The sequence below is a fragment of the Paludibacterium denitrificans genome, assembly GCF_009707705.1.
Lineage (GTDB): Bacteria > Pseudomonadota > Gammaproteobacteria > Burkholderiales > Chromobacteriaceae > Paludibacterium_A > Paludibacterium_A denitrificans.
The window spans coordinates 1,955,237-1,978,965 of the sequence record NZ_WLYX01000001.1 but is presented as its reverse complement, the minus strand read 5'-3'; the positions used below and the strand labels follow the sequence as shown (position 1 = coordinate 1,978,965).

General features: G+C 57.5%; 17 protein-coding genes, 1 tRNA gene and 12 pseudogenes. 11 read left to right on the top strand and 19 right to left on the bottom strand.

Annotated elements, in window-relative coordinates; translation table 11 throughout:
- Nucleotides 1-4 precede the first annotated feature (4 nt).
- The 3 pseudogenes from GKE73_RS25900 to GKE73_RS25890 all read left to right on the top strand — a co-directional run.
- Nucleotides 5-841 (top strand): annotated as a pseudogene (locus GKE73_RS25900) (DNA cytosine methyltransferase); the annotation flags it as partial.
- A pseudogene (locus GKE73_RS25895) lies at nucleotides 841-1,703 on the top strand (NgoMIV family type II restriction endonuclease). The pseudogenes GKE73_RS25900 and GKE73_RS25895, both read left to right, overlap by 1 nt.
- Before the next feature lie 27 nt (nucleotides 1,704-1,730).
- Nucleotides 1,731-2,128, top strand: a pseudogene (locus GKE73_RS25890) (very short patch repair endonuclease).
- On the opposite strand, the gene GKE73_RS12940 reads toward GKE73_RS25890, so the two are convergent.
- The 11 genes and pseudogenes from GKE73_RS12940 to gmk all read right to left on the bottom strand — a co-directional run bounded on the left by GKE73_RS12940 (nucleotide 2,115) and on the right by gmk (nucleotide 11,683).
- On the bottom strand, nucleotides 2,115-2,603 hold the full coding sequence (locus GKE73_RS12940) for a site-specific integrase (RefSeq protein WP_230370318.1): 489 nt from the start codon (nucleotides 2,601-2,603) through the stop codon (nucleotides 2,115-2,117). The pseudogene GKE73_RS25890 and the gene GKE73_RS12940 overlap by 14 nt on opposite strands.
- A 121-nt stretch (nucleotides 2,604-2,724) precedes the next feature.
- Nucleotides 2,725-2,800, bottom strand: a tRNA-Ile gene (locus tag GKE73_RS12935).
- A 31-nt stretch (nucleotides 2,801-2,831) separates the two neighbouring features.
- Nucleotides 2,832-4,750, bottom strand: a pseudogene (gene rpoD, locus GKE73_RS12930) (RNA polymerase sigma factor RpoD).
- Between the two features lie 99 nt (nucleotides 4,751-4,849).
- A pseudogene (gene dnaG / locus GKE73_RS12925) lies at nucleotides 4,850-6,603 on the bottom strand (DNA primase); the annotation flags it as partial.
- A 67-nt stretch (nucleotides 6,604-6,670) separates the two neighbouring features.
- Complete coding sequence (locus tag GKE73_RS12920) at nucleotides 6,671-7,117, bottom strand: GatB/YqeY domain-containing protein (protein ID WP_230370316.1); 447 nt, start codon at nucleotides 7,115-7,117, stop codon at nucleotides 6,671-6,673.
- 118 nt (nucleotides 7,118-7,235) lie between these two features.
- Nucleotides 7,236-7,448, bottom strand: coding sequence for a 30S ribosomal protein S21 (gene rpsU / locus GKE73_RS12915; RefSeq protein ID WP_045845443.1), 213 nt, complete (start codon nucleotides 7,446-7,448; stop codon nucleotides 7,236-7,238).
- A 136-nt stretch (nucleotides 7,449-7,584) separates the two neighbouring features.
- The gene (locus GKE73_RS12910; protein WP_230370315.1) at nucleotides 7,585-8,397 is read right to left on the bottom strand and encodes a thiazole synthase; all 813 of its coding nucleotides are present in this window, start codon (nucleotides 8,395-8,397) and stop codon (nucleotides 7,585-7,587) included.
- A complete protein-coding gene (thiS, locus tag GKE73_RS12905; RefSeq protein WP_230370314.1) occupies nucleotides 8,397-8,600 on the bottom strand; it encodes a sulfur carrier protein ThiS in 204 nt (67 codons plus the stop codon). The genes GKE73_RS12910 and thiS overlap by 1 nt, the downstream gene beginning before the upstream one ends.
- A gap of 5 nt (nucleotides 8,601-8,605) precedes the next feature.
- A pseudogene (locus GKE73_RS12895) lies at nucleotides 8,606-10,761 on the bottom strand (RelA/SpoT family protein).
- Between the two features lie 23 nt (nucleotides 10,762-10,784).
- On the bottom strand, nucleotides 10,785-10,991 hold the full coding sequence (rpoZ, locus tag GKE73_RS12890) for a DNA-directed RNA polymerase subunit omega (RefSeq protein WP_230370311.1): 207 nt from the start codon (nucleotides 10,989-10,991) through the stop codon (nucleotides 10,785-10,787).
- Nucleotides 10,992-11,056: 65 nt separating this feature from the next.
- Nucleotides 11,057-11,683, bottom strand: coding sequence for a guanylate kinase (gmk, locus tag GKE73_RS12885; protein WP_230370310.1), 627 nt, complete (start codon nucleotides 11,681-11,683; stop codon nucleotides 11,057-11,059).
- A 165-nt stretch (nucleotides 11,684-11,848) separates the two neighbouring features.
- Here gmk and GKE73_RS12880 point away from each other — a divergent pair.
- Both GKE73_RS12880 and GKE73_RS12875 read left to right on the top strand, forming a co-directional pair.
- A pseudogene (locus tag GKE73_RS12880) lies at nucleotides 11,849-13,144 on the top strand (NCS2 family permease).
- A gap of 87 nt (nucleotides 13,145-13,231) precedes the next feature.
- Nucleotides 13,232-13,791 (top strand): annotated as a pseudogene (locus tag GKE73_RS12875) (adenine phosphoribosyltransferase).
- 48 nt (nucleotides 13,792-13,839) lie between these two features.
- Here GKE73_RS12875 and GKE73_RS12870 read toward each other — a convergent pair.
- The 4 genes and pseudogenes from GKE73_RS12870 to GKE73_RS12860 form a co-directional block, all read right to left on the bottom strand.
- A pseudogene (locus GKE73_RS12870) lies at nucleotides 13,840-14,730 on the bottom strand (arginine deiminase family protein).
- Nucleotides 14,678-15,103: an arginine deiminase family protein gene (locus GKE73_RS23555; protein WP_280954924.1), complete on the bottom strand. Its 426-nt coding sequence runs from the start codon at nucleotides 15,101-15,103 to the stop codon at nucleotides 14,678-14,680. The pseudogene GKE73_RS12870 and the gene GKE73_RS23555 overlap by 53 nt, the downstream one beginning before the upstream one ends.
- 156 nt (nucleotides 15,104-15,259) lie before the next feature.
- Complete coding sequence (locus GKE73_RS12865; RefSeq protein WP_230370309.1) at nucleotides 15,260-15,397, bottom strand: DUF3149 domain-containing protein; 138 nt, start codon at nucleotides 15,395-15,397, stop codon at nucleotides 15,260-15,262.
- Nucleotides 15,398-15,575: 178 nt separating this feature from the next.
- On the bottom strand, nucleotides 15,576-16,604 hold the full coding sequence (locus GKE73_RS12860; RefSeq protein WP_230370308.1) for a CDP-6-deoxy-delta-3,4-glucoseen reductase: 1,029 nt from the start codon (nucleotides 16,602-16,604) through the stop codon (nucleotides 15,576-15,578).
- A gap of 49 nt (nucleotides 16,605-16,653) precedes the next feature.
- Between GKE73_RS12860 and GKE73_RS12855 the strand changes: the two genes are divergently transcribed.
- The 3 genes and pseudogenes from GKE73_RS12855 (at nucleotide 16,654) to trmB (ending at nucleotide 18,274) form a co-directional block, all read left to right on the top strand.
- Nucleotides 16,654-17,151 carry a Rossmann-fold NAD(P)-binding domain-containing protein gene (locus tag GKE73_RS12855; RefSeq protein ID WP_230370307.1) on the top strand — a complete coding sequence of 166 codons (498 nt, stop codon included), beginning with the start codon at nucleotides 16,654-16,656 and terminating at the stop codon, nucleotides 17,149-17,151.
- Nucleotides 17,055-17,558, top strand: coding sequence for a Rossmann-fold NAD(P)-binding domain-containing protein (locus GKE73_RS12850; RefSeq protein WP_230370306.1), 504 nt, complete (start codon nucleotides 17,055-17,057; stop codon nucleotides 17,556-17,558). Before GKE73_RS12855 ends, GKE73_RS12850 begins: the two co-directional genes overlap by 97 nt.
- 35 nt (nucleotides 17,559-17,593) lie before the next feature.
- Nucleotides 17,594-18,274, top strand: a pseudogene (gene trmB, locus GKE73_RS12845) (tRNA (guanosine(46)-N7)-methyltransferase TrmB).
- 71 nt (nucleotides 18,275-18,345) lie between these two features.
- Here the strand turns inward: trmB and GKE73_RS12840 are convergent.
- Complete coding sequence (locus GKE73_RS12840) at nucleotides 18,346-18,840, bottom strand: glutathione peroxidase (protein ID WP_230370305.1); 495 nt, start codon at nucleotides 18,838-18,840, stop codon at nucleotides 18,346-18,348.
- A gap of 124 nt (nucleotides 18,841-18,964) precedes the next feature.
- Between GKE73_RS12840 and GKE73_RS12835 the strand changes: the two genes are divergently transcribed.
- Complete coding sequence (locus GKE73_RS12835; protein ID WP_230370304.1) at nucleotides 18,965-19,444, top strand: DUF1841 family protein; 480 nt, start codon at nucleotides 18,965-18,967, stop codon at nucleotides 19,442-19,444.
- A 56-nt stretch (nucleotides 19,445-19,500) separates the two neighbouring features.
- Here the strand turns inward: GKE73_RS12835 and GKE73_RS12830 are convergent, their stop codons facing one another.
- Both GKE73_RS12830 and GKE73_RS12825 read right to left on the bottom strand, forming a co-directional pair.
- Entirely contained in the window at nucleotides 19,501-20,451 is a 951-nt protein-coding gene (locus GKE73_RS12830) for a D-2-hydroxyacid dehydrogenase (RefSeq protein ID WP_230370303.1), read from the bottom strand.
- Nucleotides 20,452-20,477: 26 nt separating this feature from the next.
- A pseudogene (locus GKE73_RS12825) lies at nucleotides 20,478-21,095 on the bottom strand (DUF2189 domain-containing protein).
- A 343-nt stretch (nucleotides 21,096-21,438) separates the two neighbouring features.
- Between GKE73_RS12825 and GKE73_RS12820 the strand changes: the two are divergent.
- Nucleotides 21,439-21,765, top strand: coding sequence for an FKBP-type peptidyl-prolyl cis-trans isomerase (locus tag GKE73_RS12820; RefSeq protein ID WP_230370302.1), 327 nt, complete (start codon nucleotides 21,439-21,441; stop codon nucleotides 21,763-21,765).
- An 83-nt stretch (nucleotides 21,766-21,848) separates the two neighbouring features.
- On the opposite strand, the gene GKE73_RS12815 is transcribed toward GKE73_RS12820, so the two are convergent.
- On the bottom strand, nucleotides 21,849-22,481 hold the full coding sequence (locus tag GKE73_RS12815) for a DedA family protein (protein WP_230370301.1): 633 nt from the start codon (nucleotides 22,479-22,481) through the stop codon (nucleotides 21,849-21,851).
- A 108-nt stretch (nucleotides 22,482-22,589) separates the two neighbouring features.
- On the opposite strand from GKE73_RS12815, the pseudogene alr reads away from it, so the two are divergent.
- A pseudogene (alr, locus tag GKE73_RS12810) lies at nucleotides 22,590-23,664 on the top strand (alanine racemase).
- The last annotated feature ends 65 nt before the right edge of the window (nucleotides 23,665-23,729 follow it).

Genomic DNA, 23,729 nt, shown 5'->3' with positions numbered 1-23,729 from the left:
CACGCTCCGCCTCAACCGCCCGGACTGGAATGTAATTGAAGGCGACTTGCGTGCATTTGATGGCCGTCCGTATCAAGGCATTGATTTGCTCGCAGGCGGTGTCCCTTGCCCGCCTTTCTCAAAAGCAGGCAAACAGCTAGGCGAAAATGATGAACGCAATCTGTTTCCTGAAGCCATAAGGCTGGTTGACGAGTGCCGCCCCCGGCCGTCATGTTAGAAAATGTTCGAGGGCTACTGGACGCGGTATTTGACGACTATCGCAATAGCGTCGAAAAACAGCTTAAAAAGCTGGGGTATGTGCCAGGGCTGGCGGCTGCTTAACGCATCGGATTATGGTGTGTCACAACTGCGTCCTCGCGTCATATTCGTTGGGCTTCGCAAGGATTTGGCATCCGGCTTTACTTGGCCGGAACCTTTGAAAACAGAACCTTTGACCGTAGGGGAGCTGCTGCACGATCTGATGAAAGCCAATGGCTGGCTGGGTGCTGACCGCTGGCGTGAGCAAGCAAATGCCATTGCTCCAACGCTAGTTGGCGGGTCGAAGAAACACGGAGGCCCCGACCTCGGCCCCACTCGCGCGAAGCGGGCATGGGCGGCGCTTGGCGTCGATGGAATGGGTTTGTGGGATGAAGCGCCTGCCCATGACTTTGTCGGCATGCCCCGGCTAACGCCGCACATGACGGCCCGCATCCAGAGCTTCCCGGACGACTGGAAAATTTTTGGGCGGAAAACGGCAGCCTACCGCCAGGTTGGCAATGCCTTCCCGCCCCTCGTCGCAGCGGCTGTAGCCAGACAAATATACGCTGCACTTTCTGCAAAACGCATCTTCAAGGTGGCGTAATGACGAACCCTGTTCAATTTTTTGATGCCCGCAAGGAATTTCATGCCGCACTTTTGGAATCGACGCTGATTACCAACGAAAAGGGCATCGTCAGTAATGCGGACAGCTCCAACAAGCCCAGCATAGCCATTGCCAAGGGCATAGCCGAATTGCTCAAGGCGGAAACCATTGGCGAACGGTTGGCCGGGCAAACTGCGGGCAATCAATTCGAAAGTATCTGCGCTGATTACGTAAAAAATACATTTCTAAAGCTTGGCCATCTGCGCCCGGCACATGGGATGTACATCAGGTATCAGGCCGGAACCGGTTGGCAATCGCCAAATATCAGCAATATGCGCATTTAATTGCATTGGATAGAGCATCAAAGAATGATTCCGAACTGGCGGCTGCGTTGGGTAGCGATTACACGATTACCCCGGACATCGTTGTAGAACGTGCAACGGAAGATGACTTGGCGATCAACGCATCCGGCATTTTGGTTGATGATAGCGTGACAACCCTTGCCAGCCTTCGGAAGAAAAACAGCAGTAACCCTCTTCTGCATGCAAGCATTTCGTGCAAGTGGACGATCCGCAGTGACCGTGCGCAAAACTCCCGTTCTGAAGCCTTGAACCTGATGCGAAACAGAAAAGGTCATCTGCCACATATCATGGTCGTCACGGCAGAACCTGCCCCGAGCAGGCTGGCTTCCATTGCACTTGGAACCGGTGATATCGATTGTGTATACCATTTTGCCTTGTACGAGCTGATGGCTACAGTCAAAGCCCTTGGCTATGATGATGCCGAAGACTTGCTAAACACGATGGTCAATGGGAAACGGCTCAAAGACATTTCGGATCTGCCGCTTGACCTTGCCGTTTGAACGCGGACTTTGCTGAGGCGAATGTAAATGGGGATGAGCCGCAGTGAAAACATGCGGCACATCCGCAGCAAGGACACTTATCCAGAACTGGTTGTGCGCCGGACTCTACGGCAGCTCGGATATCCCGGCTATCGCCTTCACCGGAAGGATCTGCCGGGAAGCCAGATATCGTTTTCATTGGTAGACGGAAAGTAATCCTGATCCATGGATGCTTCTGGCATGGCCACGACTGCAAAGAAGGGGCAAGGCGTCCTCAATCAAATCAAGCCTATTGGCTCCCAAAAATTGACCGGAATAAAATGCGTGATATCGCCAATCTGGCGAAGCTGACTCAGCTTGGTTGGTCCGTATTGATCGTATGGGAATGTGAGTTACGTTACCCGGTAATGCTGTCCGCAAAGCTATCCGCGTTTATGGAAGATTAATTGCTCCTGCCGTTTGTGCGGTTGCTACATAATTCCGCAATTTGCGCGTTTTAGCAAAAGCAACGAGAGCTGACAGTGCTGCAATTTCTAGGCGTATCGTGGTTCCCGAGATTTTTTCTTTTGTCCGGGGCGACACCTCTTTCGAGCGCTTGTCCATGTAGTCGTAGATGGCCGAGGTATCTTGCTCCAGATTTTTCAGCGAATATTCGCCGAGCGTCGCGAGCACCGGCTTGATGCGACAGAGCTCTGTCTTCTGGGTGTTTTCTGCTTTCTCAGAGAATTCTCGCGAGTCGTGGTATCGCTCACACAGCTCATTCAGCGTTATATCGTCTTGAACCGGTTTCTGCTTTCTCGCCGCCGCCGCTTCTGCTGCTTGAGCCCCCTCTGCCGACTCGAACACTTTGTCGACAGTCGGAAACCCTTTCCGCCGAATCTGCAGCCGAAACTTGCCGTTTTTCAGTTGAGTGATACCCATGCAGCGTCTCCAAATTGCACACGGCGCCTTCGTTTACCCACCGTGTGCACGAATTTTGCACACGGGATTGCACAAAGAAAAGGCTCTCAGCGAGAAAAATCGCTGAGAGCCTTGATTTTATTGGTGGCCCTGCGGGGCTCGAACCCGCGACCAAAGGATTATGAGTCCTCTGCTCTAACCAACTGAGCTAAAGGCCCTGTGGCGGCGGATTATAGCAGAAGTTTTGCCTTATTGCCCGCCAGGCTCGTTATCGAGGAAGCTGCGCAAACGTTCCGAACGGGTCGGATGACGCAGTTTGCGCAGAGCCTTGGCTTCGATCTGGCGAATACGCTCACGCGTTACATCAAACTGTTTACCGACCTCTTCCAGCGTGTGGTCGGTATTCATGTCGATGCCGAAGCGCATGCGCAATACCTTGGCTTCGCGCGGAGTCAGGGTATCCAGCACTTCCTTGGTCGCGTCCTTCAGGCTGGAATACATCGCCGCATCGGACGGTGCCAGGTTGTTCTGATCCTCGATGAAGTCACCCAAGTGGGAGTCATCATCGTCACCAATCGGGGTTTCCATGGAGATAGGCTCCTTGGAAATCTTCATGATCTTGCGGATCTTCTCTTCCGGCATTTCCATCCGTTCGGCCAACTCTGCCGGGTCCGGTTCGTGGCCGGTTTCCTGCAGAATCTGACGGCTGATCCGGTTCATCTTGTTGATCGTTTCGATCATATGGACCGGAATACGGATGGTACGCGCCTGGTCAGCGATGGAGCGGGTAATGGCCTGACGAATCCACCAGGTAGCGTACGTGGAGAACTTGTAACCACGGCGGTATTCGAACTTGTCCACAGCCTTCATCAAGCCGATGTTGCCTTCCTGGATCAGGTCGAGGAACTGCAAACCACGATTGGTGTATTTTTTGGCAATGGAGATCACCAGACGCAGGTTGGCCTCGATCATTTCCTTCTTGGCACGCCGCGCCTTGGATTCACCCGCCGACATCTGGCGGTTGATTTCTTTCAGCGCCTTGATCGGCAGCATGGCCTTGTCCTGCAGTTCGGCCAACTTGGTCTGCTTCTCGATGATGGCGTACTGGAAACGAGTCAGGGCTTCGGACCACGGCTTGCCAGCGGCAATTTCATCTTCCACCCACTGGGTATTGATTTCGTTACCCGGGAAGGTCTTGATGAAGTGATCGCGGTCCATGCGGACGCGCGTCACGCAGATGTCCTGAATATCACGCTCGTAGGTACGGATTTCTTTCACGCGACGACGCAGCGACTCGCACAGGCTTTCGATCTGGCGGGTAGCGAAGCGCACGTTCATGAACTCGGCGGTGATCGCTTCCTGCAACTCGATATAAGCTGGCGATTGCGCACCTTCCTTGGCCAGTACCTTCACCAGCTTGTCGAACAGCATCCGCACGTCAGCGAAGTACTCCAGCGTCTGCATCTTGAGCTCTTCGAGATTGGCGCTGTTTTCCGCCGCTTCATCCACGGCTTCGTCAGCGTCATCCTCTTCGTCCTCATCGTCCAGCAGCGCCTCTTCTTCAACATGCTCGGCCAGCGGCACGTCTTCTTCTGCATCCGGATCGATGAAGCCGTCCACTACTTCGTCCACGCGTGTCTCGTCGCGGCCAATGCGTTCGATCAGTTCCAGCACTTCGGCAATCGTTCCCGGACAGGCGGAAATAGCCCGGATCATGAACTTGAGGCCGTCTTCGATGCGCTTGGCGATTTCGATTTCGCCTTCGCGCGTCAGCAGTTCGACCGAGCCCATTTCGCGCATGTACATGCGTACCGGGTCGGTGGTGCGGCCAAAGTCGGAATCTACCGAAGACAGTGCCGCTTCGGCTTCTTCCACGGCATCTTCGTCAGCCACGGCTGGCGTCGAATCAGACATCAGCAGTGTTTCGGCATCCGGGGCTTCGTCATACACCTGAATGCCCAGACCGGAAATCATCGTGACGATGTTTTCGATCTGTTCAGCATCGGACACATCTTCGGGCAGATGGTCGTTGATTTCCGCGTAGGTCAGATACCCACGTTCTTTCCCAGGGCAATCAGCTGGCGCAAGCGTTTACGCTGCTCTTCCAGGCTCATTACTTCCTGCGGAGTGTCCTGTACATTCTTTTGATTTTCGGGAGAGGCCGCCATTTCGCTTCCTGCTTGAAAAAGCCGAAAAAAACAGTTGATTATAACACCACCACGTGGTCGCCGCCCGCCCTTACTTGGGGCTAAGGCAAACAGTTCCCGCAACAGTTCCCTGATAAGTACTTTTTCTTCCGGAGTCAGACCTTCGTTCTGCTCCTTCTGCTTCAACCTTTCCACCGGGCCTCCCGCAGCATGTTTAACAGGCGCTGGTTGCCATCCTGAAACAATTTGCGGTCGTCCTCCCCCGGATCGGCAAACTCCACCGGGTCTTGCATGGCCTGTTGCAGGACACTGTCTACCAACGCTTCATAGGGAGTGCCACGCAGGCTCTCCATCAATTGCGCCGTATTGGGCGGCTGGTCGTGTCCTTGTACGCTTTCGGCCAACATGGCAAAGCAGGCAAGGTCATCGGACAGCGGCATGCTGTCCGGCAAACGTACATCGTTCCCCCACGCCGGGTTCATCAGCAGCCATTTGATCTGCTTCTTGATGATGGGCGTGTTGATCTGACGGTACGATTCATCCGGCAGGCGATATTCACGCTTGCCTTTGCGCTCCGTTCTTTTCTGGCCGCCAGTCAGGGCGTCGAGTTCATCGACCTCCATCCCGGCCAGTTCGGCCAACCTTTTACGGATAATAAAGGCCAGCACCGGAGCGGCAATCTGTGCCAGCAGCGGCGCCGCCTGACGGATCAGGTCGGCTTTGCCTTCTGGCGTATTCATGTCCACACGGCCGGTAAGCTCGCGTGTAAAGTAAACCGACAACGGAAGGCTTTGCTCTTCCAATAGCTGTTCAAATGCTGCCGCGCCAAATTCCCGGACATAACTGTCCGGATCATGTTCGGGCGGCAAGAACAGAAAATTAAGCGCCTTGCCATCCACCAGTTGCGGCAGGCTGTTTTCCAGCGCACGCCAGGCCGCTTTGCGCCCGGCCTTGTCGCCATCAAAACAGAAATAAACCTGATCGGCATGGCGCAACAATTTTTTGACGTGATCGCCAGTGGTAGCCGTCCCCAGCGTGGCCACGGCATAGCCAATACCAAACTGCGCCAGCGCCACCACGTCCATATAGCCTTCAACCACCAACACCCGGTTTTTTTCCCGGATGGCGAGCTCGGCTTCATACAGGCCATATAATTCATGGCCTTTCTCAAACAGCGGCGTTTCCGGCGAGTTGAGGTACTTGGGCTCACCCTGCCCGAGTACGCGACCGCCGAAGCCGATGATGCTGCCTCGCTGGTTACGGATCGGGAACATCACGCGATCACGGAAGCGGTCATAACGCCGCCCCGTATCTTCCGCCTCGATCACCAGGCCGCTTTCCAGCAAGCGGGCATCCTGATAATCAGGGAAAACCGCCGCCAGATTTTGCCAGTCACCCGGCGCATACCCCAAACCAAACCGTGCGGCAATTTCGCCAGTCAGACCACGGCTTTTGAAATAGCCCACCGCCACCGGAGACAACTTCAATTGCTGCTTGTAATAACCGGCAGCAATCTGCAAGGCTTCTTCCAGTGACAGCTGGCGTTCACGCCGCTCGCGCGCCGCCTCAGGGTTGGCCGAACGCACCTCCGGCACCGGCATGCCCACGCCATCAGCCAACAGCTTGACCGCGTCAACAAACCCCAGCCCTTGATACTCCATAACAAAGCCAATGGCCGAGCCATGTGCGCCACACCCAAAGCAGTGATAAAACTGCTTGCTGGGACTCACTGTAAATGAGGGCGATTTTTCCTTGTGAAAGGGGCAGCACGCGAGATAATTCTGCCCCGCCTTTTTCAGCGGTACATAACGATCCACCACGTCGACAATGTCGACGCGGGACAACAGCTGATCGACAAAATCCTGCGGAATCAAGGCGGAGTCACCTGTCAGTCAACAACATCAAACGCCGCGGCAACGCGAGCCAGCCCGGAAAGATGCCTCACCCGGCCAACTGCGCCTTGATACGGGCAGAGACCTTGGCCATGTCGGCTCGACCGGCCAATTGCGGCTTGAGCAGCCCCATCACCTTGCCCATCTCCTGCATCGATGACGCGCCACTATCGGCCACGGCCTTGGCCACCAATTCGTCGATTTCCGCATCGGACAATTGCTGCGGCATATACGCCATCAGCACGCTCATTTCGAAGGATTCCTTGTCGGCCAGATCCTGACGGCCAGCCGCCTGATACTGCGCCACGGAATCACGACGCTGCTTGAGCATCTTTTCGATTACCGCCACGATGGCCGCATCATCCAGTTCGACACGTTCATCCACCTCTTTTTGCTTCATCGCCGCCATCAACAAACGGATAGTGGCCAAGCGGTCGGATTCTCTCGCCTTCATGGCGGACTTCATATCATCACTGATGCGAACTTTGAGGCTCATGACATGCTCACGTGGAAGGTGCTACTGGATGACAACCCCAGCAGCATGAAAACGGGGAGTACAAATGGCAAAACCGCAGGCGATGCCTGCGGTCCTGCGGTATTGCCTGTTGAAACGCTTAGTAGAGTTTCGGCGGCAGCATTTGGCTGCGGATGCGCTTGTAGTGGCGCTTCACGGCAGCAGCATGCTTACGCTTACGTTCGGTGGTCGGCTTTTCGTAGAACTCGCGAGCACGCAGTTCGGTCAACAGACCAGTCTTTTCTACAGCGCGCTTGAAACGGCGCATGGCCACTTCAAACGGTTCATTCTCTTTTACGCGAATGTTCGGCATTACTTTAAGTGTCCTTAAATTTCGTAAGCACAGGGCTTCCCTGCGCTTTTAAAAGCGGCATTTTAACAACGTTAGGCTGTTTGGGAAAGTCTGACACTATTCCTGCTGGCATTTTGTGGCGCTTTACGCACCACGCCTAGCGGGAAGAAATCACCCCCTCACTCGGAGAACTTGGTGTTGCACTGTAAAAACGTTTTGGCATACGACCGGCCAGATAGGCGGCACGACCTGCCTCAACCCCCAGTTTCATGGCATGGGCCATGAGCACCGGATCGGCTGCGGCAGCAATCGCGGTATTCATCAACACGCCATCACAACCCAGCTCCATGGCAATGGCAGCGTCGGAGGCGGTACCCACCCCGGCGTCCACCAGTACCGGAATACTGGATTGCTCAATAATCAATTTAAGGTTCCACGGGTTGAGAATTCCCATCCCGGAACCGATCAAGCTGGCCAGCGGCATCACGGCACAGCAGCCAATCTGCTCCAGCTCTTTGGCAATGATCGGATCGTCAGAGCTATACACCATGACGTCGAAACCTTCGGCGACCAGCACCTCGGCAGCCTTCAGCGTTTCCCGCACATTGGGAAACAAGGTATTCGGATCGCCCAGCACTTCCAGCTTGACCAAACGGTGGTCATCCAGCAGCTCGCGCGCCAGACGCAAGGTACGGATCGCATCCTCTGCGGTATAGCACCCCGCCGTATTGGGCAGCAAGGTATACCGGTTTTTAGGCAGAAAGTCGAGCAAATTTGGCTCATTTGGATTCTGCCCCAGATTGACACGACGGATAGCCACAGTGACGATTTCGGTCCCGGCCGCATCAAGCGCCTGCGCCGTCTGTTCAAAATCCCGGTACTTACCGGTTCCCACCAGCAGGCGCGAACCATAGCTTTTGCCTGCAATGACCAGTTGATCGTTCACTTGCAACTCCTTCCCACTCGCCATCAGCCTCCGCCGACAGCTACCACAATTTCGAGTTCATCCCCGTCTACCAGCGCGGCATGCACATACTGGCTACGCGGCACAATCTCGCCATTCTTTTCTACCGCCATGCGCTTGCCGGTCAATTCCAGCGCTACGACCAGATCGGCGATGGTCGAGACGGACGGCACCTGCCGCTCCTCGCCATTAATGCGTAAACACGGCATCGTCGTTACCTCCGCTCTGCCTGCTGAACCACTTGCAATTGGCCGACGCCATTCAGCACACGCTCGAGATGTTCGACACCTTCCACCTGCAAGCGGAAATGGATATGGATAAAACCATCACCGACATGCGTGTCCTGCGTGTCCACGCTTTCGATGTTGGCCGAAGCCTGCGAAATGGCAGCGGCGATATCCGCCAGCGCCCCGCGCTCATTGCGTGCCAGCACGCTGACACTGACGCCAAACATGCGGTCACGTTGCGCATCCCAGTTCACTTCCAGCAATTTTTCGTGGTCCACGCGCTGCACATTCGGGCAGTGCGTCCGGTGGATCACCAGCCCCTGACCCTTGGTAATCACGCCAAGAATGTCGTCACCGGGAATCGGATTACAGCACGGCGACAACTGTACCGTACCACCCTCATTCCCGCGGATGGTGACCGGTGCGACACGCACGTCTTCGCCCAGTTGCTCGCCTGCCAACTCCAGCATGCGGCGCCCCACAACCACCGGCAACAGGCGGCCCGTGCCGATTTCCGTCAACACTTCGGCAAAGTCATGCAGTTTTTCGCCGTACTCGGCCATGTATAGCTGGCGCAAGGCATCGGTCAACACCACCGGTTTGGCAGACAAGGCGCCAACAGCCTGTTTCAGCAATTTATCCCCAGGGCTCGCGGCTTCCGTCTGCTGCAGCCCCTTGAGGTAGTTGCGAATACCAGAACGGGCACGGCCACTTTGCACAAACGTCAGCCGGACGGATTCGGCTTGGCCTGGGTCGAGGTGATGATTTCTACCGTATCGCCGTTGCGCAATTCGGAACGCAATGGCACCAGTGCATGATTGACCCGGGCGGCAATACAGCGATGGCCGATGTCGGTGTGCACGGCATAGGCAAAGTCGACCGGCGTCGACCCCTGCGGCAACACCATGATCTTGCCCTTGGGGGTGAACACGTAAACCTCGTCCGGGAACAGGTCGATCTTGATATGCTCCAGGAATTCGACGGCGTCGTCGCTTTCTTCCTGCATATCCAGAATGCTCTGCAACCACTGGTGCGTACGCTGCTGCGCGGTATTGAGTCCGGCATCGCCGCTCTTGTACATCCAGTGCGAAGCAACGCCTGCTTCCGCCACGCTATTCATTTCACGCGTGCGAATCTGCATTTCCACTGGCGTGCCATACGGACCGAACAAGGTGGTGTGCAGGCTCTGGTAGCCATTCCCTTTGGGAATGGCGATGTAATCCTTGATCTTGCCCGGAATGGGCTTGTACAGGCTGTGCAAGGCGCCCAGCGCCAGATAGCAATGCGGAATGTCGTCTACAACGACGCGGAAACCATAAATATCCAGCACCTCGGAAAACGACAGGTGCTTTTCCTGCATTTTCTTGTAGATGCTGTAGAGGTTCTTTTCCCGCCCGAGAATGGTAGCCTCGATGCTGCTTTCCACCAGCTTTTGGCTCACTGCCTGCAGGATTTTGTTGACCACTTCACGGCGGTTACCACGCGCCGCCTTGACCGCCTTGGACAGTACGCCATAACGATGCGGATGCAGGTGCTTGAACGCCAGATCCTGCAGCTCGCGGTACACTTTGTTCAGGCCAATGCGATTAGCGATTGGCGCGTAGATTTCCAGCGTTTCCAGCGCAATGCGACGGCGTTTGTCTTCACGCATGGAGTCCAGCGTGCGCATGTTGTGCAGCCGGTCGGCCAACTTGACGATGATGACGCGGATATCCTTCGCCATCGCCAGCACCATCTTGCGGAAGTTCTCCGCCTGCGCCGTTTCCTTGGTCTGGTATTCCAGCCGCTCCAGTTTGGAGAGGCCATCCACCAGATCGGCAATCACTTTGCCAAACTTCTCGATCAGCGTGGGCTTGCCCACACCGGTGTCTTCCAGCACATCGTGCAACAATGCCGCCGCCAACCCCTGCGCATCCAGACGCCAGTCGGTCAGCATCGTGGCAACCGCCAGCGGATGGGTGATGTAGGGCTCGCCACTCTTGCGCGACTGCCCTTCATGCGCTTCCCGGCTGAGGGAAAACGCCCGGCGCAGCATCTGCACATCATCCGGTTTGAGATAACGCTCCGCCGCCTCGAAAAAAGCGGCTGCCTCGCCAGCTATCAGCGCATCGTAATCGATTGATGCCTCAATCCCGGTGTCCATGCAATAACTCCGCCCAGCGACAATCAGGCCTTACTGCGGTTGAGAATTTCCTTGCCAACGTGGTAAGCAGCGATTTCACGCAGCGCAACGACAGTCGGCTTGTTACGGCCAGCTTCGACAAACGGCGAAGCACCCGAGGCAACCTGGCGCGCACGGTAGGCAGCAGCCAGAGTCAGGTCAAAACGGTTCTGGATGCGATCCAGGCAATCATCAACGGTAATGCGGGCCATGAGAAATCCTCAGAGTCTTTAATTTGGGAAAACTATAACGAATTTGTACCCAGCCACCAAGCCGATCAGCGGCCGTCGCGCATGGTGGCGAGGGTTTCGGCCAACTTGACCTGCTGCTTGGCACGCGTCAGCCGTGCTGCCCGCACGATGCTGACCAGATCGGCACAGGCGCTTTCAAAATTGTCGTTGACCAGGATGTAGTCGTATTCGGTCGCCTTGGCGATCTCGGCACGGGCTTCCGCCATGCGCCGGGCAATAACCTCTTCGCTATCGGTCGCCCGACCGCGCAGGCGGCGTTCCAGTTCCTGCATGGACGGCGGCATGATGAACACGGACAATGCATCCGGAAACACCTTGCGAACCTGCTGCGCGCCTTGCCAGTCGATTTCCAGCAAGATGTCGCGACCGCTATCGAGCCGCCCCTTCAACCAGCTGGCACTGCTGCCATAATAGTTGCCATAGACTTCAGCGTATTCCAGAAAGTCGCCATCAGCTATCATGCGTTCAAAGGTGGCACGATCGACAAAATGGTAATGCTGACCATTTACCTCTCCGGCGCGCGGCGCACGGGTGGTATAGGACACGGACAGTTCCACCGTCGGCTCGGCCGCCAGCAGCGCGGCCACCAGTGAGGTCTTACCGGCCCCAGAGGGGGCAACTACAATAAAAATTGTCCCTATGGTTTGCGACATGACTGAAAATTACCTAGCAAAGCTAATTTTTCAGAATACCACAGGCAGGCATGCTTCGTCAGACCGCAAATTATCTTCATATCAAGATTTCGCAAAATATCTTCACACCGAATAAAATTACTCGCTTTCCTATCTCAGAACTCGCGCCGAGGGAGCATCGTCGTCATGCAACTACTGGAAAGCTTTTTCAAGCTGAAAGAGCACGGCACATCGGTTAGAACCGAAGTGATTGCTTCACCACCTTCTTGACCATGGCCTATATCGTGCTGGTCAACCCGTCCATCCTGTCAACCACGGGCATGGACCTGAAGGCGGTTTTTGTTGCCACCTGTCTGGCCGCCGCGCTAGGCACCGCCATCATGGGCCTGGTTGCCAACTACCCTATCGCCTTGGCACCGGGCATGGGCCTGAACGCGTACTTTACCTTTACCGTGGTCAAAGGCATGGGCATTCCATGGCAGGCGGCGCTGGGGGCGGTTTTCATCTCTGGCATCGTATTCCTCGCCATCAGCCTGTTCAAAGTGCGCGAGGCCATTGTCAACGCCATTCCGCAGTCGCTTAAATTTGCCATTTCTGCCGGTGTCGGCATGTTTCTGGCGATCATCGCGCTGAAGAACGCCGGTGTCATTGCTCCGCATCCGGCCACCTACATTACCTTGGGCGATATCCACAGCCCCACTACCCTGCTCGCCATCATGGGCTTTTTCGTGATTGTGGCGCTGGAATACCGCAAGATTCCGGGCTCCATCATCATCGGGATTCTGCTGGTGACGGCGCTGTCGATTGTGCTGGGCTTGTCCAAGTTTGACGGCATTCTGGCGCCGGTGCCGAGCATGGCGCCCACCTTCATGGCCATGGACCTGCATGCGGCGCTGAATCTTAAGCCTGCTGGGCGTGATCTTTGTTTTCTTCTTCGTTGACCTGTTCGACACCACCGGCACGCTGGTTGGCGTGGCACACCGCGCCAATCTGCTGGACAAGGATGGCAAGCTGCCGCGCCTGAAGCGCGCGCTGCTGGCCGACTCGGTCGCCATCACCGCTGGCGCCATGATGGGCACATCGTCCACCACGGCTTACATCGAATCGGCAGCGGCACCGCCGTGGGTGGCCGTACCGGGCTGACGGCGCTGGTGGTAGCGTTGCTGTTCCTCGCCTGCCTGTGGCTGTCGCCGCTGGCGAGCACCGTACCGGCCTACGCCACGGCCCCGGCTTTGTGCTATGTCGCCGTGCTGATGACGCGAGGGTTGGCCGAAATCGAATGGAATGACCTGACCGAATCTGCTCCGGCGGTAATGACTGCGCTGGCCATGCCATTTACCTTTTCCATTGCGGATGGTGTAGCATTCGGCTTTATCAGTTATGCTGTCATCAAACTTCTGGCTAAGCCGCTTTGCCGACCTGAAACCGGCGGTAATCGTAATTGCCGCTCTCTGGATTTTCAAACTGGCCTTCTTCCACTAACGTCGAACTGCCCGTTGGAAAGATACCTCCCGCCACAAGCGGGAGGTTTTTTTACGTAAAGATATCGGCAATGGTAAAATGCGCGCCATGGAAACCATCAGCAATCTCGACTATCCCAGCTACCTCAAGGACTGGATACGCACCGTGCCGGACTGGCCCAGCCCCGGCGTCATGTTTCGCGACATCACCCCGCTGCTGCAAAACCCCAAGACCTTTCGCATCCTGATCGACATCTATGTACACCGTTACATGCAGGAAAAAGTCGATTTGATCGCGGGTCTGGACGCCCGCGGCTTCATCATCGGGTCAGTGGTAGCACATGAGCTAAATGTCGGCTTTGTGCCCATCCGCAAGAAGGGCAAACTGCCGTTTACCACCATTCAGGAAGAGTACGAGCTGGAATACGGCAATGCCACGGTGGAAATGCATACCGATGCCTGCAAACCGGGTGACTGTGTCGTGCTGATCGACGACCTGATTGCCACCGGCGGCACCATGATGGCTTAAACTACAAATTGCTGCAAAAACTGGGCGCCAATGTACTGGAGGCGGCAGCCATCATCGAACTGCCCGAACTGGGCGGTGCGCAGTTGGTGCGAGATAGCGGCCTGCCGCTGTTTACCGTCTGCAGCTACGACGGCCACTAAGCTGACGGGGCCAGCCTGCCAAGGTTGGCCGAACCTCTCTCTAACCCGCTAGACGATGGCCTCCCGGCTCAACGGGCAGGCCATGCAGTGGCTGCCGCCACGCCCACGTCCCAGTTCCGAACCGGGAATCTCGATCACCTCGACGCCATGTTCGCGCATGCGGCGGTTGGTGTGCGTGTTGCGGTCATAACTCAGCACCACGCGGCGATCCAGCGCCAGCACGTTGTTGCCATCATCCCATTGTTCCCGCTCACGCTGGTAAACATCGCCCCCCGTCTCGATGGTGCGGATTTCGGCCAACCCCAGCACCTGCTGCAACAATGTAATCAGTCTGATACCGCCGTGTCGCTCAAAGCGCACACCGTTATGCTCCGGGTCGGCAAAAATACTGGTACAAGCGATCTGCTCCACCACATCCGGAAACACCGACAGCAGGTCGACATCGAGAAAACTGAGCACGGTATCCAGATGCATGACCGAACGCGTCTTGGGTAACTGGCAGGCAATCACCCGGCTGGCACCGCCCGGCTGCCCCAATAGCCGCTTGGCCAGCTGCACCACGGCCTGCGGACTGGTGCGTTCGCCCATGCCGATCAACACCACGCCGTTGCCCACTGGCATGACATCACCGCCTTCCAGCGTGGCAAGGCCGTGATAGTGATCACAGTCGCCCCACCAGACATTTACCTGACCGGCGAAATAGGGGTGAAAGCGGTAAATGCACTGCAGAATCTGGGTTTCGCGCTGGCGCGCTTACCAGAACATCGGGTTAAGTGTGACGCCCTGATAAATCCAGCTACTGGGATCACGCAGGAACAGGCTGTTGGGCAGGGGTGGCAAGACAAAATCGGAACGATCGAGATAACCGCCAAACAATTCCCTTGCCTCAAACGGCAGTTCGTATTTGGCGATGCCGCCGATCAGATAGTCGGCCAACATGCCGGATGGCATGGCGTCCAGCCAGGGCTCGCAACTCGGCTTGCATGCCGATGCCGACGAAATCTTCATCGACTTTGCGTGCCAGCAGCCAGTTACGTGCCACCGGGTCGTCCAGCACGCTGGTCAGCGCCTCGTGCAACTCCAGCACTTCGATACCCGCCGCACGCATCTGCGCCACCATGACGGCGTGGTCCTGCTGCGCCCGCGCCACCCAGATCACGTCATCAAACAGCAGAGCGGCACAGTTACCGGGCGTCAAACGGCGATGCGCCAGCCCGGGCCGACACACCAGCACCGCGCGCAAGCGACCACATTCCGAATGCACACCCAACGTTGCCATGGCAGATTCTCCGAGAATACCTTGCTCCATCATCCTCAGAATCCGTCAGGCAGGCAATGCCGGTCAGGTGGGCAACCATGTCTGGCTCTTGCTGGCGAACAGGCAAAAAAAATGGATACGGCCCACCACCGTATCCACCAACACACACATCAAGAGGAAAAACACCCGGCTTGCTAGACGCCCTAGCAATTAATCATTCGGTCCCGCGTTCTTGACCTTTTTGGCAACGATCAAAATAGCACCACAGACAACGATAGATGCCACCACAATCGTGATGATGCTGAGCAGTCCGACATCATCGGACAGAAGCTGGTTTAGCAGTTCCATCAAGACTCCCTTCCGGCCAATCAACGCCGTTAACGTTTAACTGATGGTCATAATAACCACCCACAAACAAAGGTTATTGACGCAGGTCAACTAACTGATCGGAGGGGAAAAAAGCCGTCACAGGGCAAAAAAAAGCCCCCGTTTATGACGGAGGCTTGGTCTTGGGCCAGTAAATGGTTTACTTGCTAGCGCCACTATCCTTGGACAGAAAAAAGGCGTCGGAGAAGAACTCGTCTTCCGGCAAACCGCGTTCCTGAATAAAGCTGTGATGAGCGGCTTCCACCATCACCGGGGCGCCACAGGCATAGACCTGATAGCCAGCCAGCGAGTCGAAATCGTCCAGCACGGCCTGATGGACAAAGCCGGTGCGGCCCACCCAGTTATCTTGCGGCAGGGCTTCCGACAGCACCGGGATGAAGGTGATGTTGGCATGCTGTGCCTGCCAGCTGGCGGCCAGTTCGGCCATGTAGAGGTCGGCCAGTGTACGTGCGCCCCAATACAGCACCATCTGCCGCTGTACGCCATTGTGGATGGCATGTTCGATGATGGCCTTGACTGGGGCAAAGCCGGTACCGCTAGCCAGCAGGATGATCGGCTTGTCGGACTCTTCTCGCAGCCAGAACGAGCCGAGCGGCCCCTTGAAGCGCATGATTTCGCGCTCTTTCATCTGGTTGAAGACATATTCGGAGAAGCTGCCACCGGGCTGATGGCGGATATGCAACTCCAGATAGGCGTCATCATGCGGTGCATTGGCGATGGAGAAGCTGCGCTTCTTGCCATCCTTCATCAGGATATCGATGTACTGACCGGCACGGAATTGCAGGCGCTCGGACACGGGCAACTTGAGCTTGAGCACGGCCACATCGTGTACTTTCTCGATTTTTTCCACGCGGCACGGCAGGGTTTTGACCTGAATGTCACCGGCGCCGCTCACTTCACGCGCTTCGATGGTGACATCGCCCTGCGGCCGGGCGCAGCAGAACAGCGCATAGCCCTGTACCCGCTCGTTTTCCGGCAAGGCTTTTTCCTGATAGCCGTCCCGGCAGACGTCGCCTTCCAGCACTTTGCCCTTGCAGGCACCGCAGGCGCCGTCGCGGCAACCGTACGGCAAGCCGATGTTCTGCCGCAGCGCGGCGTCAAGAATGGTTTCGTGCGCTTCCACGCTGAACGTATGCCCGCTCGGGAGCACTTTGACCTGAGAAGTCATCTCGTTCCTCTACAATCTGGCTAGAATGTGCAGATGCGTACACTGTTGATTGCTTAAGCCGGGCGATATCGCCATGCGGGCCATGCCTTACCTCACCACCCACTGGCGCGTGCTGGCGTTATGCCATCACGCGGCTGCCGCGCGACGAGCCCGTCTGGGCGGTGCCGTGCCGGTTTCGGCCAACCTTGATGATGCCAACAGCCTGCGCCGTCTGGCCGGATTGGCCGACGATGTGCTGATCACGGCGCCACCGCCCAACCATGGCGTGACCGACCCGCGCACACGCAAGTTATTGTACGCACTGACAAAAGGTCTGAGGATACCACAGCGCGTTAGCTATATCAGCACTAGCGGCGTGTATGGTAATGCCGATGGCAACTGGCTGGATGAAACGGCGCCGACCAATCCGGGCAGCGACCGGGCCCGGCGCCGCTGGATGCGGAACACGCCTTGCGTGCCTTTGCCATCGCCACCGGTGCGCAAGTCCGCATCCTGCGCGCACCCGGCATTTACGCCGCCGAGCGTTTGCCGATCGGCCGCTTGTTAAGTGCCACCCCGCTGATCCGGCCAGAAGAAGACAGCCTGAGCAACCACATTCATGCCGATGATCTGGCGCGCCTGTGCATTGCCACGCTGCACTGTCACGGTGGAGGCCTGCGCATCTATAACGCCTGTGATGACGAGCCGCTGCCGGTAGGTCAATGGTATGCAAGGTTGGCCGAAAAACTGCACGTTGCCGTGCCGCCCTGCTACCCGCGCGAAGAAGTGCGGCGCCGGGTATCGCCGATGCTGTGGTCGTTTCTGGCCGAATCGCGCCGCTTGTGTAACAACCGGCTCAAACGCGAGCTGGGCGTAGAGCTGGCGTATCCCTCGGTGCAAACCCTGCTGGATCAGCTGCCTGATAGCGACGAATTCAGGGCGGCTTTGCTCGCCTCGGGCGGCCAGATTCGGTAACATCGCGTTCTTTGTCATTGATCCGTTTACATCCCATGGAAAATCCCGCTTTCCCGCGTCCCATCAAGAGTTTCGTGCTGCGCCGGGGCATTTGTCTGCCGCCCAGCAGCGGGCCATGGATGAAGGCATGCCGCGCTGGGGCATTAATTACCAACCGGCGCAGATTGACCTCGCCGCCGCCTTTGGACGCGAAGCCCCCAAGATTCTGGAAATTGGCTTCGGCATGGGCGGCGCCACGGCAGAGATTGCCGCTCAACAATCCGGACAAGGATTATCTGGGCATCGAAGTGCACGGCCCGGGTGTGGGCAACCTGTGCAAGCTGATTGCCGAACAGCAGCTGTCCAATCTGCGGCTGATCCGCCACGACGCGGTGGAAGTGCTCGACCACATGCTGGCCGATGGCAGCCTGGATGGCGTGCACATTTTCTTCCCCGACCCGTGGCACAAAAAGCGCCACAACAAGCGACGCCTGATTCAGCCGCCCCTGGTGGAAAAGCTGGTGAAAAAGCTGAAGCCGGGTGGTTATCTGCACGCTGCCACCGATTGGGAAGATTACGCGGTGCAGATTCTGGAAGTATTGAGCGCCAACGCCGATCTGGAAAACACGGCCGATGGCTATGCGCCCCGCCCGGAATATCGTCCGCTGACCAAGTTTGAACAGCGTGGCATCCGCCCGGGGCACGGCGTGTGGGACATCATCTTCCGCCGTCGTTAAACCGGCAGTCTCGGTAAACCGGTAGTCTCCGTTCGGCCAACCTTGGTGGTTCAAGGTTGGCCGAAATCACGTCAGGCCACGTGTGACAGCGGTAACAGCAAGGCGCTGATGTCATCCATCAACTCGTAAGGCTCCACCGCCGGTTCAAAGCGCTTGACCAACCGCCCCCGGCGGTTAAGCAGGAACTTGGTGAAATTCCATTTCACCGGATGCGGGTGCGGCGTATCCGCCTGCGTCAGCCAACGCCATAGCGGCAAAGCCTGCGGTCCATTGACATCGGCCTTGGCAAACAACGGAAACGTCACACCAAAGCGTTGCTGGCAGAACTGGCCGATCATGCGGTTATCCGCCGGTTCCTGTCCGCCAAACTGATTGCAGGGAAACCCCAGCACCACCAGCCCCTGCGCGGCAAAGAGCTGGTACAACTCCTGCAAGCCCTGATACTGCCGGGTATACCCACATTCGCTGGCGGTATTCACCACCAGCACCACCTTGCCGGACCAATCGGACAAGGACACCGGCGCACCATCCAGCAGTTGAGCGGAAAAGTCGTAAAGCGTGGTCATGGCTATCTCCGTTTCGTATAATGGCGGATCAGGACAGCGATCAATCCAGCGATCGGGTCACGCCGATGGACCATCGCCCTCGGCACCAGCCTTTCCCCGTTTCAACCGCCTCAAGGGATGCCCCATGTTGTTTTCTCCCAGCCGTCAGGATGCCCGCCGTTTTTTCTTTGAAACCCGGAGCAAGCACAAACAGCAGCAACCGCTGACGGACCCGGAAAATATTGTCCTATCCATTCTTATAGCTCACCCGGAATACCATGCCATGCTGGATGCGCCGGAAAGTTATCTGGAGCGAGAATGGACGCCGGAGATGGGCGAAACCAACCCGTTCTTGCACATGAGCCTGCACATGGCCATCGAGGAGCAGCGCTCCATCGACCAGCCGTTTGGCATCCGGTCTTTGTATGCGCAACTGGCGTTGCGTCACGGCGATGAACACCGTGCCCAGCATGAAATGATGGAGTGTCTGGGAGAGATGATCTGGCACGCCCAGCGCTACGGCGGCGGCCCGGATGTCAATCGTTACATCACCTGCGTGCGCGGCAAGCTGGGCATGGGGGAAGAAGATGAACGCTTACTGAATCCCAACGAAATTCCGGACTGACGCCAATACGAAACAGGGGCCAACGGCCCCTGTGTTCATTCCGGCTCACCGTACATTCATACCACGCGGTGATCGGTGCCGCCTTGCACGAACGAGGTGATATTGTCGACCAGCTGCTGCGCCAGACGCTGCATGGCCTCGCGGCTGGCCCAGCCGACATGCGGCGTCACAATCAGGTGCGGCAAGCGCGCCTTGAGCAGCGGATTGCCCGCACTCGGCGGTTCGGTAGTCAAAACATCGAACCCCGCCCCGCCAAGTTGGCCGAACTTCAGCGCCGCCACCAGCGCCTCTTCATCCACCAAGCCACCGCGGGCGGTATTGATCAGCACCGCGCCGGGCTTCATGCGGATCAATTCTGCCTCGCCAATCATATGGCGGGTTTGCGCGGTGAGCAGGCAATGCAGCGACAGCACATCGGAGGTTTCCAGCAGTTGCTCAAAGCTGACATAACCCGGTCGTACCGATTCCACCCCTTTGCGCTCGCCAAACTGCACGATCATGCCAAAGGCACGGGCACGCGCCGCCAGCGCCTGACCGATGCCGCCAGAGCCAAGAATCCCCAGCGTGGCGCTCTGCAAATCACGAATCGGCGCGCCAAAATGGCAAAACTGCTTGGCCTGTTCCCACACGCCAGCGGCCACGTCGCGCTGATACGCTGGCAGATTGCGCATCAGCGCCAGCATCAGCATGAAGGCGTGTTCCGCCACCGTGTCATCGCCGTAATGACGGATATTGGCCACCGCCACGCCCTGCTCGCGGCAGGCGTCCAGATCAATGTGGTTCACCCCGGTCGCCGCCACGGCCAACATTTTCAGCTGCGGCAATTGCTGTAGCGTCGCACGGGTAAACGGCACCTTGTTGGTAATGATGATGTCGGCCTGTCCGGCATGGGCCACGATCTGTTCCGGCGTGGTGCTAGCGTGCTCGACATAATTGGCAGGGAAACCAAAGGCAGGCACCGGGACAGGCAGGCTGTCCCGGTCAAGAAATACGATGGAATGGCTCATCAGGAATGGTCAGCGCTCAAAAGTGATCAGGGCGCGGTAGGCGTGCCAGCTGGCCGGGCGATCACCGGCATGATGATGATCAGGCCCACAAAGTAGGTGGCAAACCCAACCGCCGTGAGAGCCACAATCATAACGGCCCACAGCGCCATCGTCAGCAAGTTGTGATACACCGCCTGCACACTGGCGACCATGGCGGTAAAGGTGTCCACATCCTGATCCAGCATCATGGGAATCGATACCGCGCTAACGGCAAACACCACGGCGGCAAACAGAAAACCCAGGCCGAAATACGCCAGCAGAAAACCGAAATTGCCGGGCCGCTGCAGACTGCCGAGCAGGCTATCGAGCGACACCAGCGTGGCGGCATCAAAAAACAGCGCAAACATCAGCAACGACAGGCGAAACCAGGCAAACACCAGCATGGTGAGCAAGGCGGCATACAAGGTCAATGCTTAAAAGTTGGCCCGCCAGGCCGTCAGGCTGTGCATCAACCGGGCTTTGCCCCGGCCATCGAATGATTCCATCTGGCGTGCCAGATCAAATAGCCCAATGGCCAGAAACGGGCCAGCCAACAGGAACAGGGTGGCCAGCGTTATCGCCACGACCGGTGCATCGGCCAGATAAAACGTCAGCCACAGCCCCATCAGCACAAACGCCACACCGTATAACAACGCGTCGGCGGCGGCACGGCGAAAATCGCGGTAGCCCAGCCGCAACCATTCCCACGGCTGCAACAGGTCAGCCCGATGGACGATGGGGCGCGGGTGATTAACACTCACATGGATCAGGTTCATCACAACCTCCTTGTAACAGCGCATGGCAACACAGTTCCGTTATAAGCCATTGAAAGCATAAGACAACCACACCTTGTCGACCTTGCCATTTGCCCGCCAACCGTCCATAACGAGCAAGGGAAGACACCACGACGAATCAACAGCGCGCTGTTACAATCCGGCGGTTATCCATTTGAGCAAGCAAGGATCGAGCATGAGCGAACTGATTATTGAGGATCTGGTCGTAGGCGAAGGCGCGGAAGCAACCTCCGGTCAGGAAGTAACCGTCCATTACACCGGCTGGCTGACCGATGGCACCAAGTTTGACTCCAGCAAGGACCGCTTCCAGCCGTTCAGCTTCCCGCTGGGTTCCGGCTATGTGATCAAGGGCTGGGATCAAGGCGTGCAAGGCATGAAAGTGGGCGGCAAGCGCAAGCTGACCATCCCGGCGGAACTAGGCTACGGCGCACGTGGCGCTGGTGGCGTAATTCCGCCAAACGCCACGCTGGTCTTCGAAGTAGAACTGCTGCAACTGGGTTAAGCCGCACTTCGGCCAACCACGGCAACAAAAAAGCCACCCACAGGTACGGGTGGCTTTTTTCATGACATGTCCGGGGCCAAGTGTTAAGACTTGGTCACTTTGCTCGCGGCCATACGGGCTTTGCGCCGTTTGAGATACACCAGCCAGACGCCGGTCAGTATCACGCCAATAACGATCAATACCCCCGCCTGACCACGGTGCACCATCTCCAGCAGCCACGCGCGCTGGCTGGCGCCGTAATGCCCAAGATACACCCACACCGGCACGGAAATCAGGGCGGCAAAACCATCCAGCAACAGGAAACGCCAGTAGGAAATACGCCGGGTCATGCCAGCGGTGATGAAAATGGGCGAGCGCAGCCCCGGCAGGAAACGGGCAACAAACAGTACCCAATTGCCATATTTTTCAAACTTTTCCTGCACCGCGCAAAAGCGCTCACGCGTCAGGATGCGGGCAATGGGCCGAAACTGCAGAACCCGGTTGCCATAAAAGTGGCCAGCCGCAAACATCACGCCGTCGCCCACCAACACCCCGGCCAGCCCCACCGCCACCATGGTATGCACGTGTGCATGCCCCAGCGCCGAAATGATGCCGTAAACCACCAGCGTGATGTCTTCGGGAATCGGTACGCCAAAGCCACACAACAGGAGGACCAGAAATACGGCCAGATAGCCGTACCCGGTGAAAAAATCGAGAAGTATCTGCAGAATATCCATGGTAATCCGTCAACCGGTCGGCCAGGTTAAGCCAGACCGGGCGGGCGTGCTGTCCGAATAGAGTATCGGGGGATTATAATAGCACACCTCTCCCGCAGACTTTTTGACATGACACGCCCCATCCGGGTGGAGATTTCCACCTCCGCCATATGCCACAACTACCAACATTCCCGACAACAAACCGCAGGACAACGCGCCCTTGCCGTCATCAAGGCCAATGCCTATGGCCATGGCGTGCTGGAAACCGCCCGGGCGCTGGCCGATGTGGCCGACGGCTATGCCCTGCTCAATCTGGAAGAAGCCGTACGCCTGCGTGACGCCGGGCTCAAGCATCCGATTACCTTGCTGGAAGGCCCGTTTGACCGGCAGGAAGTGGAAGCGATGTCGGCATACGGTATCGCCGGTGCCATCCATAACGAGCAACAGATGGCCTGGTTGGCCGAAGGCTCACTGCCGCAACCGGTGGAAGTCTGGCTCAAGATCAACAGCGGCATGAACCGCACCGGGTTTCCGCCCGGAACAGGCACTGGCAGCCGCCTCGGCCCTACAGACGCTGCCCGCGGCCGGCTCACCACGATCATGACGCACTTTGCCACTGCCGACGATGAACGTGGCGTGGCCGCGCAATGGCAACGCTTTCAGCCGGTGGCCGAGGCATCCGGGCTGGCCATCAGCGCGGCCAACTCGGCCGCTGTATTCCGCCATCCGCACACGCACGGCAGCATCGTCCGGCCGGGGATCACCCTGTACGGCTGCTCCCCTTTTGCCGAAGTGAATGGCACTGGACTGGGGCTGCAACCGGCAATGACGCTGTCGGCTGACATCATCGCCATCCAGCAGTTGCAAGCGGGCGAATCGGTCGGCTATGGCATGCAATTCACCGCCGAGCATCCGATGCGTATCGGCATTGTCGCCTGCGGCTACGCCGACGGTTATCCACGCATTGCCCGGAATGGCACCCCAGTGCTGATCGACGGCGTGCGCACTGGTACTGTCGGCCGGGTATCCATGGACATGCTGGCGGTCGACCTGACCCCCATTCCTTCGGCCAACCTTAGTAGCCGAGTGGTGCTGTGGGGGGGATGGGCTGGCCATCGAGGATGTCGCCGCCGGAGCGGGGACAATCGGCTACGAACTGATGTGTGCCGTGGCACCGCGTGTCCCGCGTGTGATACGCGGCTGATTTTTACCAGATTCCGCCAGCAAAAAGGCCGCTGTCAGACAGCGGCCTTTTTTACGCCAAACAAG